Origin of the sequence: Streptomyces sp. NPDC000075, assembly GCF_040301925.1 — a bacterium.
Lineage (GTDB): Bacteria > Actinomycetota > Actinomycetes > Streptomycetales > Streptomycetaceae > Streptomyces > Streptomyces polychromogenes.
In genome coordinates, this window is record NZ_JBEPFL010000030.1 from 56,835 (window position 1) to 69,678 (window position 12,844).

General features: G+C 70.3%; 10 protein-coding genes and 5 pseudogenes. 5 read left to right on the forward strand and 10 right to left on the reverse strand.

What is annotated here, in order from left to right:
* Positions 1–22: 22 nt before the first annotated feature.
* A pseudogene (locus ABT403_RS28880) lies at positions 23–196 on the forward strand (hypothetical protein); the annotation flags it as partial.
* Positions 197–1,712: 1,516 nt separating this feature from the next.
* Here ABT403_RS28880 and ABT403_RS28885 read toward each other — a convergent pair.
* The 3 genes and pseudogenes from ABT403_RS28885 to ABT403_RS28895 all read right to left on the reverse strand — a co-directional run bounded on the left by ABT403_RS28885 (position 1,713) and on the right by ABT403_RS28895 (position 4,492).
* Entirely contained in the window at positions 1,713–2,597 is an 885-nt protein-coding gene (locus ABT403_RS28885; protein WP_344155200.1) for an AraC-like ligand-binding domain-containing protein, read from the reverse strand.
* A 293-nt stretch (positions 2,598–2,890) separates the two neighbouring features.
* Positions 2,891–3,013 (reverse strand): annotated as a pseudogene (locus tag ABT403_RS28890) (IS630 family transposase); the annotation flags it as partial.
* Between the two features lie 252 nt (positions 3,014–3,265).
* On the reverse strand, positions 3,266–4,492 hold the full coding sequence (locus ABT403_RS28895) for an amidohydrolase family protein (RefSeq protein ID WP_344155067.1): 1,227 nt from the start codon (positions 4,490–4,492) through the stop codon (positions 3,266–3,268).
* An 83-nt stretch (positions 4,493–4,575) separates the two neighbouring features.
* On the opposite strand from ABT403_RS28895, the pseudogene ABT403_RS28900 reads away from it, so the two are divergent.
* Positions 4,576–5,454: pseudogene (locus ABT403_RS28900) on the forward strand (LysR family transcriptional regulator); the annotation flags it as partial.
* 66 nt (positions 5,455–5,520) lie between these two features.
* On the opposite strand, the gene ABT403_RS28905 reads toward ABT403_RS28900, so the two are convergent.
* Complete coding sequence (locus ABT403_RS28905; protein WP_344155070.1) at positions 5,521–6,501, reverse strand: aldo/keto reductase; 981 nt, start codon at positions 6,499–6,501, stop codon at positions 5,521–5,523.
* 57 nt (positions 6,502–6,558) lie between these two features.
* Positions 6,559–7,491: an oxidoreductase gene (locus ABT403_RS28910; RefSeq protein ID WP_344155073.1), complete on the reverse strand. Its 933-nt coding sequence runs from the start codon at positions 7,489–7,491 to the stop codon at positions 6,559–6,561.
* Positions 7,492–7,751: 260 nt separating this feature from the next.
* On the opposite strand from ABT403_RS28910, the gene ABT403_RS28915 reads away from it, so the two are divergent.
* Complete coding sequence (locus ABT403_RS28915; RefSeq protein ID WP_344155075.1) at positions 7,752–8,594, forward strand: helix-turn-helix transcriptional regulator; 843 nt, start codon at positions 7,752–7,754, stop codon at positions 8,592–8,594.
* Between the two features lie 238 nt (positions 8,595–8,832).
* Positions 8,833–9,186 carry a hypothetical protein gene (locus ABT403_RS28920; protein WP_344155077.1) on the forward strand — a complete coding sequence of 118 codons (354 nt, stop codon included), beginning with the start codon at positions 8,833–8,835 and terminating at the stop codon, positions 9,184–9,186.
* Positions 9,187–9,207: 21 nt separating this feature from the next.
* Here the strand turns inward: ABT403_RS28920 and ABT403_RS28925 are convergent, their stop codons facing one another.
* From ABT403_RS28925 to ABT403_RS28935, 3 genes and pseudogenes are all read right to left on the reverse strand, one after another.
* Positions 9,208–9,465 (reverse strand): hypothetical protein, encoded by a 258-nt coding sequence (locus ABT403_RS28925; protein WP_425580142.1) that lies wholly within the window; start codon positions 9,463–9,465, stop codon positions 9,208–9,210.
* Positions 9,466–9,539: 74 nt separating this feature from the next.
* Positions 9,540–9,917: an NUDIX domain-containing protein gene (locus tag ABT403_RS28930; protein WP_344155079.1), complete on the reverse strand. Its 378-nt coding sequence runs from the start codon at positions 9,915–9,917 to the stop codon at positions 9,540–9,542.
* Positions 9,918–10,240: 323 nt separating this feature from the next.
* Positions 10,241–10,549: pseudogene (locus tag ABT403_RS28935) on the reverse strand (hypothetical protein); the annotation flags it as partial.
* Positions 10,550–10,704: 155 nt separating this feature from the next.
* Between ABT403_RS28935 and ABT403_RS28940 the strand changes: the two are divergent.
* Positions 10,705–10,845: pseudogene (locus tag ABT403_RS28940) on the forward strand (ATP-binding protein); the annotation flags it as partial.
* Between the two features lie 10 nt (positions 10,846–10,855).
* Here the strand turns inward: ABT403_RS28940 and ABT403_RS28945 are convergent.
* Together ABT403_RS28945 and ABT403_RS28950 are read right to left on the reverse strand one after the other, a co-directional pair.
* Positions 10,856–11,257 (reverse strand): hypothetical protein, encoded by a 402-nt coding sequence (locus tag ABT403_RS28945; RefSeq protein ID WP_344155083.1) that lies wholly within the window; start codon positions 11,255–11,257, stop codon positions 10,856–10,858.
* Between the two features lie 81 nt (positions 11,258–11,338).
* A complete protein-coding gene (locus tag ABT403_RS28950; protein WP_344155085.1) occupies positions 11,339–12,280 on the reverse strand; it encodes an isoprenoid biosynthesis enzyme family protein in 942 nt (313 codons plus the stop codon).
* Positions 12,281–12,844 lie beyond the last annotated feature (564 nt).

Below are 12,844 nucleotides of genomic sequence, written 5' to 3' on the forward strand. Positions count from 1 at the left end.
CCGCCCCGCTCTGCGCCGACCAATGGACGGCGTCGATGTCGCTTCCCACGGGGCCAGCAGGCTCGCAGGACCAACGGCTCGGCGAGGGGGCACGGTGGCAACCGGAATCGTCATCGTCCAGACGGCCATCGACCAAGAGGAAGACGCCCGCAAGCCGGCGGAGGGAGCGGTGAAGGAACGCCTTGCCGCCTGTTCCCACCTCGATGCGCCGCTCGAGGCTGCCTACTGGTGGCAGGGGCGGCTCGAGAACGCCTCGGCACACTCGGCCTGGAACACCCACGGATCCGCCCCAGCGTCCGGACCTGTCAGCCCGCCACCGACCAGGCGCAGCCCGCCCCGGGGCGGTCTTCAGCAGGCGGTCGAACTCGGAGGGGTGGCGGGGCGGCTCCCCGGAACTGGGCCACCACCACCGCGGTGGCCCTCCAGGGCTTGCCTGCATCCCCCGGCCACCTCGCCCTCACCGGTACCTGGAACGGCTGACCCGCGCCGCGCTCGACCCTGCGCTAACCGCCAATGGCTGCTCCGCCGCACGGAGGTCGTTCACCGTGCGGCGGGGGTTCGCCCAAATGCGGGCGGCCGTCAGCGCAGTGCACGACCGTCCGACGGGATGGGCCCATGCGACCGTCCGCCGCCCTCGGTGACGCAGACGGGGGAGGCAGTACGACCTGGTGGGCCCCAGCACCAACGGCCTCTGCACCGCGGCACCGTCGGCACGAACCGCGCTCTGCCCTGTGGCGTCGTCGCCCTGCCTGGCGCGGAGCGGTCGCCCGCCGGTCTGACCAAGATCCTGCCCCGGCGATGTGAACGGCGACGGCCATGCAGACCTCTGGGCCGTGCCCCTGACGGACAACTGCGCCGGTACCTCTCCAACGGCGCCAAGACCTCGCTGCACCCACCCAGCTCGGGTCCGCTCCCCGAGCCACCGACCCGCTCGCCGGCACCATCGGCGACACCCACGCCGACTACGTGCTCGCCGGCGACGGCAACAGCGCCTCCGTCTGGCTCTGGAACGGCGGCGACCCGGTCGGCGGAAACGGTTGGACCGGCATCGGCGTCGTCGCCAGCGGCACCTGAGCCACTGCGAGCACGCTCCACTGAGCCCCGCCGTGGCTCCATCTGACGGCCGTCCCTGTCCTGCCCCCAGGGCAGGACAGGGACGGCCGTCCCTTTGTCGCCCCTTCTCCCGGCCAGGCCCTCATCCTCGTGCGAGTCGCAGGGCCGACCCCCAGAAAGCCTCCCTTATGAAGAAACGCAGCCCTGCCCTGGCCGCCGCCCTGCTGGTGGGGACCACCGCCGCACTCGGTCTGGCTGCCTCACCGGCTGACGCTGCCCCGCAGCCCGCCCCTCCCCTGCTGCGGATCATGCCGCTCGGCGACTCCATCACCGCCGGTGACGGCAGTCCAGCCGCGCCGGCTACCGAGCCCCGCTCTGGGACCGGATCACCAATCAGGGCGGCTACACCACCCAAGGCATCCGCGACGGCATCGACCGCCGGCAGAACGCAGCGGCACCCATGCCGTACTGCTCCGCCCCGGCATCAACGAACTCAACTCCCACAACGCCGACCGGCAAGCGCCGCAGCCGACCTTGCCGCGCTCATCGACCGCATCCAGACGAACAAGCCCGTTCAGATGAGAACGGCGGTTCCAAAGACGAGGAGATGCCTGAGCCCGGTAGGGCGCGTCATGGGTGACGGCGACGATTGTCGTGCTCTATGTGCGGTGTCGGCCTGCCAGGGAGATTTCACGATGCTCGGTGGGGGTGATGCCGTAGGCTTCGCGGAATGCCCGGCTGAACCCGGTGGCGGTGAGGAAGCCCCAGCGCGCCGCGATCGTCTGGACAGGCTGTCGGCTCAAGTCATGCCTCGCAAGGTCGGTACGGGCACGCTCCAGACGGCTTCGGCGGATGTGCGCAGCGACGGTCAGGGGCTCGTCTTCGAAGAGCGCGTGGAGACTCCGCAGGGATATGTTGTGGCGGTCGGCGATCATCTGAGGGGTCAGTGCCGGATCACCGAGACTGTTGTCGACGAAGCGGTAGATCCGCTGGAGTGTCTCCTGCGCGCGAGCCTCGGCCGGCGCCTCACCTGGGTCCCCGAGCCGGTGTGCGAGGAACGCTGTGGCCAAGTCGAGGGTGACAGAGCCCATCGCGCGCAACTCCTCCGGACGAATGCCCGGGCCCCGGGTAAGCAGCGATTTCATGAAGTCGGCGAGGACTGCCCCTGAGCTTGCGGCCAGGTTTCGTCCGAGGAGTCGGTCCACCTGGTTCGGGTTCAGTGCCAGGGCTTGGCGTGGAATCTGCATGACGACCGTCTCGACCTGCCCGCCTATGCAGGCTCCCTCGCTCGGTCGCGACGTGTCGGTGAGTACGAGTCCCCCCGCGACCACCGTGTCGGTGCCGCGCTGAGAGATCCTGAACGTGCCCTTCGAGATGAGCGCCAGCTGCAACTGCTCCGGATCGCCACGCCGGACATGAGACAGGGTGCGACGTGAGAGCACCGGTGAGCATTCCACAGCGCCCAGCCTCACCACACCGAGATTGAGGTGGGTCATATGTGCCTGGAAGTCGGCCGCATGGCTGGTGCTGAGCGTCACGGGCATTACATCTGCGGACACTGCCTCGCAGAACCAATCGAACCTGTCCTCACGTGCCTCGACAGCAGTCGACGCAACCAGCGGTCCCATATGATCCTCTCCACTTGATGTCACGGCGGTCCGTATCGACCGAATTGCGCCACCAGCCACAGCTACTTCCCGAGCGATTATCAGCCACACCCTGCCGGAAGACTGCCATCAGGGCAGGTCAGACAGCCCACCCCACCCAGTGCCTGAACCGATTCCACGGCAGCCCCTGCTCCCCGCCGGTCGGTGTCTCCGGGCCCCAGTTGCCGCGGCTAGTGACCTGAGTCAGAGATTCGGTGGCAGTGGGCAGCGACTTCGTCGAGGATCTCGTCGGCTGTCTTCGTCCAGACGAAGGGCCTTGGGTGCCCGTTCCAGTTGGCGAGCCAGGCCCGGATCAACGGCTGCTCCTTGTGGGTGAGCGTGTCGCTGCCGGGCGAGCTGAGGGCGAAGTCGAAGACAGCGTCCTGGCCCACCGTCAGGGTCCGCACGGCCGGGGCCTTGTAGAGCTTCCACGCCTTCGCGCCGCTGCCGCACCCCATCGTCACCTTCACGGATGTCGAGCGGGCCGCACCATCGGCGAAGCTCTGGGTGATCCGGACTTTCATCGAACCGATGCGGCCGCCTGGACGTCGATCTTCGTCACGTGGTCACGCTCCTTCGCCCTCGAAGACGACTCGGCCGCTTCGGATCACCCGGTGGACACGGCCGATGGCGGTGATGTCCTGGGCCGGGTTACCGGAGACGATCAGCAGGTCGGCGGTCTTGCCCGGCTCGACGGTGCCCAGGCGGTCGGCGATGCCGAGCAGCTCGGCATTGGTCTTCGTCGCCATGGACAGGGCTGCGAGGGCCGGGATGCCCTGGTCGTGGACCATCATCACCAGTTCGTCGCGCAGCTTCCAGCCGTGCAGGCCCGGGGAGTGCGCGTCCGAGCCGACCCCGAGCCGTACGCCCGCCTCGTAGGCGCGGTGGACCAGGTGGTTGCCGTAGCGCAGGGCGCGGGCGTCCCCGTCGGCGGTCGCCTCGAACCGGTGGGCCACCATGGTGGGTACGAGGTAGGTGCCGCGGTCGGCCATGAGGGCGAACAGCGCCTCGGCGGCGGCCTCGTCCTGCGGTTCCTCCGCGCGCAGCACCAGGTGTTCGATGTCGTCGACACCGCGCTCGACCGCCGTCCTGGCGTCCTCGACGGTCTCGGTGTGGGCGGCGACCCGCAGCCCGCGGGCGTGGGCGGCATCGGCGATGGCCTCGGTGAGGTGCCAGGGCATCTTCAGCTCGGGCCGGGCCGGGCCGAATATCGCGTTGTTCGAAATAATGATCTTGACGAGGTCGACGCCCGCGGCGGCGAGCTCGTCGACCATGCGCTCCGCTTCTTCGGCCGTCTTCGGCATGCGGGCGCCTTCCCGTACGGCTGCCGGCTCGCTGCCCCAGACGGTGGCGTTGGGGTGCCCGCCCTCGACCTGGAAGCTCGGCCCGCTGGTCACGACCCGGGCCCCGGCCAGGGTGCCGTTCTCGATGCCGTCCCGCACGGCGATGCCGTCGTGGAGGAAGTCGCCCAGGCTGCGCTGGGTGGTGACCCCGTACCGCAAGGCCCCTTCCCGGGCGGCGGCGTAGTCGCCGGTGGCGGCCCGGCCACCGAACGGCGGCGTGCTCCGAAAGCCCAGTCCTCCCAGGTGCACATGGGCGTCGATCAGCCCCGGAAGGACCGCCTTGCCCTCCAGGTCGACCACCGTCGCGTGGGGAGGGACCGGTGCGCCGGTCCCGGCGGCGGCGATCCGGCCGCCGGAGACGACAACGGTCGCGCCGTCGATCACGGGGCCGCCGGTGCCGTCGATCAGCAGAGCGTTGGTGAGCTCGAGGCTCGGTTCGTGCTGGTTCATGCCATCGAGTCTTCTGCCGCACCACACATAAAGGAAATCAATGATCCATATGGATATATCAGCCTGGTTGATAGCCTTGGGGTGTGGCCCGTCCTGATCTCAACCTGCTCATCGCCCTGCAGGCCCTGCTCGAGGAGCGGCACGTCAGCCGCGCGGCCGAGCGGATCGGGGTCAGCCAGCCGGCGGCCAGCGCGATGCTCGCGCGCCTGCGTAGGCACTTCGGCGATGACCTGCTCGTACGCGAGGGCAACCGCTACCGCCTCACCCCCCTCGGACAGCAACTGCAGGAACAGACCGGCAGCGTCCTGCAGCTCTCCGACCGGCTCTTCGCCACCAAATCCCACTTCGACCCCGCAACCACCGAGCGGGAGTTCACCCTCCACGTCTCCGACTACGCCATGGCCGTCCTCGGCCCCCGGCTCCTGACCGCCTTCCAGGAGCGGGCACCGCACGCCCGCCTGCGGTTCCGCCAGTTCGCCACTCCCGAAGCCATGCACGACCAAGCCGGCGCCTCCGCGGCGGACGGGCTGATCGCGCCCCGGGACAGCGGCGTGAGCGGACTGCCGAGCCTGGCGCTCTTCGCCGACGAATGGGTTGTCATCGCCGACCGGCACCACCCCCTCACCCGTGCCGCACCCGGTGCGGACGACATCGGCGGACTGCGGTGGGTGCTGGGGCAGTTCGAGCCGCGCGACTCCCGCTTCATGCTGCACCGCCTCGCCGAAAGCGGCCTCCAGCTGAAGCCCGAAGCGGTCACCGACAGCTTCCTGGCCCTGCCCCTGTACGTGGCCGACACCGACCGCGTCGCCGTCATCCAGCGACGCCTGACCAGGGCCGTCCCCCTCCCGCCGTCCCTGCGCGTGCTCCCCTGCCCCTTCGACGCCGGGCCGATCAACGAGGCCCTGTGGTGGCACCCCGTCCACACCCACGACACCGGCCACCGCTGGTTCCGCACCCTCGTTCACGACACCGCCCGCCAACTCGAAGCGGAAGAGCCCCTCGTCGGCTGCGGCGGGTCGGGGTCGGTGTCAGCCCTTGGGCATGAAGGGAGCCGCGTAGCGGTCGCCGAAGGCGCCGTTCGGCAGGATCTCCTTCATCCGGGCGAGGTCGTGGCCGGTGAGCGTGACGCCGGTGGCGCCGATGTTCTCCGCCAGGCGCTCGGGGCTGCGCGTGCCGGGGATGGGGACGATGTCGTCGCCCTGCGCGAGCAGCCAGGCAAGGGCGAGCTGGGCCGTGGTGATGCCCTTGGACGAGGCCAGCTCGGTGAGGGCAGCGACGGCTAGGGCGTTGGCGTCGAAGTTCTCGCCCTGCCAGCGCGGGTCGAGGCGGCGCCAGTCGTCCGCGGTGTACTGGTCGGCCGGCTTCATCGCTCCGGTGAGGAACCCGCGTCCCAGCGGGGCATAAGGCACGAACCCGATCCCGAGCTCGCGCACGACCGGCAGGACGGTGTCCTCGACGTGCCGCTCGAAGACGGAGTACTTGGTCTGCAGGACCGAGACCGGCTGCACGGCGTGGGCACGGCGGATGGTCTCGGGGCCGGCCTCGGACAGACCCAGGTAGCGGACCTTGCCCGCCTCGATCAGCTCCTTCACCGCCCCGGCGACCTCCTCGATCGGCACGTCCGGGTCGACGCGGTGCTGGTAGAGGACGTCGATGTGATCGGTGCCGAGGTAGCGCAGGCTGTTGTCGGCGGCCTTGCGGATGTTGTCGGGCCGGCTGTTGAGACCGCCGGGGCTGGCGAGGTCGTAGCCGAACTTGGTGGCCAGCACCACCTCGTCGCGGAAGCCCTTGACGGCCTCACCGAGCAGCCGCTCGTTCGATCCGGTGCCGCCACCGTAGACCTCGGCGGTGTCGAACAGGGTCACCCCCAGGTCGAACGCGCGGTGGATGGTGGTGATGTTCTCCTCGCGGTTGCTGGGGCCGTAGAACATCGTCATCCCCATCGTGCCCAGCCCCAGGGCGGAGGTGGTCAGGCCCTGGCGGCCCAGGACGCGCTTGTGCGTGGTCATCTGTGGTGCCTTCCGGATGTTTTCGTCGATGGACGTGACGGTGGTGTCGGGCAGTGGTCAGCGGGAGGGGTAGCGGACCTGGGTGAGCTGCTCGGAGACCGACCACAGTCGACGGGCGACGTCCAGGTCCTGGGCGGCCTTGTCGGGCTGGACCACGGCGGGGTGGCCCCGGTACTCGCCGAAGCCGTCCGGGCCGATGAACTGGCCGCCCTTCACCTCGGGTGCGGTGGCCGCGTAGAGCTGGTTCCAGGCCCCCTTCTCGACGGGCTGGGCCATCAGCGGATTGGCGATCTTGGAGAAGAAGAACCGCAGGAAGCCGGTCGGGCCGCTGGACTGCAGATTGGTGCTGGCGTAGCCCGGATGGGCAAGGACGCTGGTCACCGTCGATCCGGCCGCGCGCAGCCGCCGGTCGAGTTCCAGGCCGAACAGGGTGTTGGCGAGCTTTGACTGGGAGTAGTAGGCGCGCGGGGCGTAGCCGCGTTCGCCGTGCAGGTCGTCGAAGAAGATGGTGCCGCCGCGGTGCTCGACAGAGCTGACCGTCACCACGCGGGCGTCGCGGCCCTGGGCGGCGGACTTCTCCAGACGGCGCAGCAGCAGGCCGGTGAGCGCGAAGTGGCCGAGGTGGTTGGTGGCGAACTGCAGCTCGTGGCCCTGTCGCGTGAGCCGGTGCGGGGGCCACATGACGCCCGCGTTGTTCACCAGGACGTCCACCGGCAGGCCGTCGTCGAGGACCTCCTGTGCGAAGGCGGTCACCGAGTCCAGGTCTGACAGGTCCAGCAGGCGCAGCTCGACGCTCGCCCTCGGCTGCTCGGCCAGGAGCCGCTCCACGGCGGCGGTGCCGCGATCACGGTCCCGGGCGGTCATCACGACGTGGGCGCCGTGGCGGGCCAGCTCGCGGGCCGTCTGGAAACCCAGACCGCTGTTGGCCCCGGTCACGACAGCTGTCCGGCCCTTCTGGTCGGGGATGCGGGCGCTGGTCCATTTGGCCATGGGATGAAGCTCCTCAGCAGTGCTCGACGGCTGCAACCGGCCGTCTACGTGCGAAAACGCCGGACTGGGAGGGGGCCTCCCAGCGGCTGTCTCCCAGCCTGCTGCAGGCACGAAGGGGTATCCACGGTGCGTTTATCGTCGGTCCGGCAATACGTGGATAACCGGAGGCGGACGTACCAAGCTGGTCATGTCAGCGCACTGCAAGCCCGCCCCGTCCCGCTCTGCCGCAGTGACCGCCGTACCGCCAGGGAGCACCGAACATGACCGACCGCCGAGAGCTGGGCCGCTTCCTGCGCGCCCGCCGCGAGGCCCTGCGCCCCGCCGACGTCGGCCTCATCCCCGGCGGACGGCGCCGCACCCCCGGCCTGCGCCGCGAGGAAGTGGCCATGCTGGCGAACATCTCCACCGACTACTACGAACGCCTCGAACAGGCACGCGGAGTCAACCCCTCCGAAGCCCTGATCGGCGCCCTCGCCCGCGCCCTGCGCCTGTCCACCGACGAACGCGACCACCTCTACGCCGTCGCCGGCCACCAGCCCCCACAACACCACTCCGCCGACGGCTACGCCGACCCCGGGCTGATGCACATCGTCGACGCCCTCACCGACACCCCCGCGCAGATCGTCGACGAGCTCGGCACGGTGATCGTGCAGAACGCCGCGGCCGCCGCCCTGCTGGGACCGCTGGCCAGCCGACCGGGCCGGGAGGGCAACGGCGCCTGGCTCTGGTTCACCCACCCCACAGCCCGCGGTCTGTACCCGCAGGAGGACCACGCGTCACTCGGCCGCGTCATCGTCGCCGACCTGCGCGCGGCCGTCTTCCGCCACGGCCCCCACCCAGCCGGCGAGCAACTCGTCAACGACCTGCTCGAGCGCAGCGAGGAGTTCTCCGCCATCTGGGAACTGGGCGAGGTCGCCACGGTCCGCTCCGCCCGCAAGACCCTCCTCCACCCGCACGTCGGCCGCCTCGACCTGCAATGCGACGTCGTCCTGAGCCCCAGCACCGGCAACCGCCTCTTTCTCTACCGGCCCCAGCCCGGCACCGACGCCGCCGAACGCCTGGAATTCCTCCGCGTCCTCGGCCACCAGACCTTCACCACCTGACGCCCCCCGCCCAGCCCAGTCCGCCCAGCCCAGTCCGCCCAGGCCCCCGGACGGGCGCCGACGGGCGCCGGAATGCGCCCAGGGCTCCCTTCGCGCCATCGAGCGGGAGCGCCCGTCAGCCTCGGCGGCCACACCCGACCCGCCCTTGATCACCTGAGCAGGAGGATCCCGTGTCACAACCGCCGGAGCCCGACCACCGGCAGAGAGGGCAGAAGGTACAGAAGGTGACGCGCACATCATGCGCGGCATCGCTCGCCGGATGACCCCGCCGGTCGGAGCAGCCTTCACCAGTCACCTGCTCTACACCCTGGGCCTGATGCGGATCGTCGGCGAGGTCGAGGGGGCAGCCGCCGTCGGCCTCGCCGGCACCGGAAAGATCCACCGCAGCGGACGAGCCCGCGCCGACGACACGATCGCCTACTTCCAGCACTGGGTCCGGCACAGTGCGGCAAGCCCGCAGGCCGCCCAGCACGTTGATGTGGTGACGCACCCAGTGCCGTTCGATGCGGGCCAGATCAGCCCCCGGCGGGAGCGTACTCGCGCAGAATCTCGGCGACGCGGGGCGCGGTGCCGACCGGGACGGTGGACTTGACCGCGACGACGGCCGGGGTCTTCACGGCGGACGGTGTCGAAGAGGTGGGTGAGGTCCTAGGCGTCGCTGCCGGGCTGGTTCGGGGTGCAGCTGGCCGGTCGCGGGGTGCTTGGCGAGGGGTCCGTCGAGGTCGCGTTTGAAGAACGGGGCCCGGCCGGAGTTGAGGGTGTGGGCCTTGTCGATGTCGGAGTCCATGCCCAGGACCTCGTGGCCGAGCTCGGCCATGCAAGCGGCGTGAGTGGCGCCGAGGTAGCCGCATCCGATGACGGTCATCTTCATGCTCGGGGTCGTCCCTTCGGCTGGGGCCGCCGCTGGCGGCCCCACCCTTGCCCCGCCCGAAAAGGGCGGCGTGATCAGGAGGGCCCGGCGGCCAGATAGCGGTGGATCCCGTCCCGGATGAACGGCGGGATCGTGAGGATGTCGAGGTAGTCGGGGGCGAAGAACTGGAGCTTGACGCCCTCGGCAGGTCCGTCTCGTCGCCGTCCCAGGTGGCGGCGAAGCAGGTCATCGGGGATCAGGCCCGCTTCCTCGTCGAGCTCACGGACGATCGCGTCGGCAGGGGACTCTCCTGGGTCGCAGCCGCCGCCCAGGACGGACCAGTGGGCGGCCCAGGCGATCTCGGAGAGGTCGTCGCGGAGGTGGAGGAGGACTTCGCCGCGGCGGTTGGTGATGATCGCGACGGCTCCGCGGGCGGCGGCCGGCTCCTCGATGGCGGTGTTCTCGGAGTGCATCCCCTCACCGGAGTAACGGAGTTGGGGATCACGCGGCAGCCCTCACCGTCCGGTCCGAAAACCAGGCGGCTGCCATGAGGGCCGGCATGCGAGTGCGGTCGAACCGGCCACCGGGCTCCAAACCCCCCTCGAGGAGGGGGCGGAACCCGGGCGGGACGTCGGTGAGGGCCATGCGGATCTGGGAGTCGGCCCAGGCCGCGAGGTTGTCGTTGAGCCAGGATGGCACCGGGGAGGCGAAGCCGAGCTTGTCGCGACTGGCCCAGGGCCTTGGCCGCGTCCCGCCGGATCCGCTTGCCCTGGGCCGGATCGTTGATCTTGTGCTCGACCGGGAGCCGATAGGACAGCTCGACTGGATCGCGGGCCAGGTAGGGGGACCGGCGTTCGAGCGCGTAGGCGGAGGCGAGCTTGTCGCTGGTCATCACCAGCGGCCTCCAGGCCTTCGCCAGGTCAGCCAGGGTGAGGCCGCGGGCCAGGCCGTCGCCCGCGCGGGCCATCGCGTCGGCGACGAGCTCCCGGATCCGGCCGTCGGGGTCCGGGCCGCGCAGGATGAGCCGGGTGACCGCCTCCGCCGTGTCGAGGGGCTCGCCGGCGGTGTGCATGAGCTTGGCGGCCAGAGGCTTGTTGGCGTCCATCCCGGCGCGGAAAAAACGGCGTCGGCGCCGAAGAGCACGAGGGCTTGGCGGACGTAGCCCATCAGGAACTCGTCCGGGCCGAGGCCGCCGGTCACCACGCGGAGGCCGAGGTCGGCGATCTTCCGGTGGGCCATGTGCTCGGAGAACGCGGACGCCAGGTCTTCGGCTACGAGGTCCTCACCACCGCCATCCTCGACCGGCTCCTCCACCACTGCGAAGTGATCTCCATCAACGGCCCCAGCTACCGACTGAAGAACCGCCTCAAGACCATCGAGCGGGAGAACGACGTGGCCTGACCGGCTCCGATCAGGACACCGGGTCCTCGCCCGGCGGGATGAAGACATCGGCGCTGTCAGCGTCCTCGGTATGCCCCGCGGCATCGACCGTGATGGCTGTCGCCCGCCCCTGCGAGGTGATCAACCAGGCCAGCACCTGTTCCGTCAGCGGCGTTCCCCCTGGCCCCTCGTCCTTCCAGTGCACCCGCCACCCACCACCAGGCACCGCGGCTACGACCTGATCGGCTCGCTCCAAGTGGGAGAAGTCCTCGTAGTCCGTCACCGCGCGCAGGGCACCACGCTTGGGATCGACGACCAGAGCCGTCCCAGTCGCCTGGTCCCAGCCCTCCACACGCACCATACGGCCGATCTCCGTGTCGGTGCCGTTGAAGATCGCGGTCCAGCCAGTCTGATTGAAATAGCGAAGAGACACCGCCACATCATCTCGAACAACGACGCTCGGGCACGGCCCGGTCTTGGCAGGGCTTGCCTACGCCGCTCGCCGCCCCGCATGTCAGGTGTCGATCGGCGTCAGGCCCGGGTAGATGTCGTTCCAGCGGTAGCGGCGACAGCGGAGATGGAAGTAGACGTAGCCGGCCATATAGCGCTCCAGGTGGGGGCGCTGATCGTTGGTGGCCAGGGCGAGGAGGCGGTCGCGGGCGGCCAGGCCGCCGGCGAGCGCGCGGCGGGCGACCGCCTGGTAGGGCATGCGTTCCCGCATGCTGGTGCGGTAGAGCCTGCTGCTGGCGAAGTCGGTCCCGTCGAGCGCCTCCTTGTAGCACGACAGCACATCGTTGACGTCGTTCAGGAACGTGACCCCGGAGGACAGTGCCGCCGACCAGAAGGCCCGGTCGCTGGCGGAATCGAGGCACGGGTGGGTGAACTGCAGGGAGACGAACCAGAACTGGGAGAAGCCGTTGTAGGCGCGGACGAAGTCGCTGTCCACTCCGTCGGAGACCTGGGGCGTGAACTCCGCCTCCATCAGCACGCCGATGAGGGCGTTGTGGAGGAAGGCCCGGTAGACCGCCAGGAACGTCGGCTCGCAGAACGGCGCCAATTGCTCGAACACGTGCCGCAGGTAGCGAGTGGTCGGCCGGGAAGGGGGCCGCTCGGGCAGCAGAGCCTCCTGCAGGACCGCCTCGGCCTCGGCCGGCGCGCGGCTGCACAGGTCGTCGAGGAAGGTACCGAACACCCAGATGCGGTCGAGTGCGAAGGCGAGGTCCTCATCGGTGACCGGCACCATCAGGCCGCGCATCACGGTGATGGTGCGGATCGTCGCCGCCGGGACGGGGAGCCCGAAGGCCTCGAACTCGGCGGCCAGCAGGCCGGCCCGTAAGCGGGCCCCCTCCTGGTCCACCGCCGGCTCGTACTCCAGCGCGAACGCCACCAGAGCGTCGAGGAGACCGGAATCCAGCAGGCCGGCCATCATGGCGCGGTGCCGCGGGTCAGGGACCAAACCCAGCCCGTAGCGCTGCCTGCACTGCAGCGTGTCGATGCCCGGCGGCCTCGGATGCCGGATCGATCGGTGCCCGGTCAGGCTCACCCCATGTCCTTCCCCACAGGGGCGGCCGGCACCCATGCTCCACGGTCCGCCTCCACGACAATGTCGCTCCGGATGATCACACAGCCGAACCGTCCGCCACCCGCGAAGCCGAACACCCCCACCCCGAAACGGTGAACGCGGCGCGCAGCGGTTGACAGCGGGCCCGTCCCGCGCCCACGGAGGCCCGTACGGGACGTGGTGGTCCAGGAGCGCGGGCAGGTCCCGGCGCCGGCCGGGCGCCGCGACCTGGTCGGGGTGGACATCGGGGAACTCGGCGTCGCCGCCGAGGTAGAAGAGGAGACCGGCCGGGACGGGACGGCCGACCCCGAGGCGGTCGCCCGGGCCGGCACCGGGGACGCGGTGAGGCCGTTCGCCGACCGGATCGCTGCCCGCTGCGCGGGGCGGCGGCTGCAGCGGGCAGGGTCACGGCGGCGAGTGCCGCGCGGGTCTCGGCCGTGGTACGTAAGGCGCATGCGG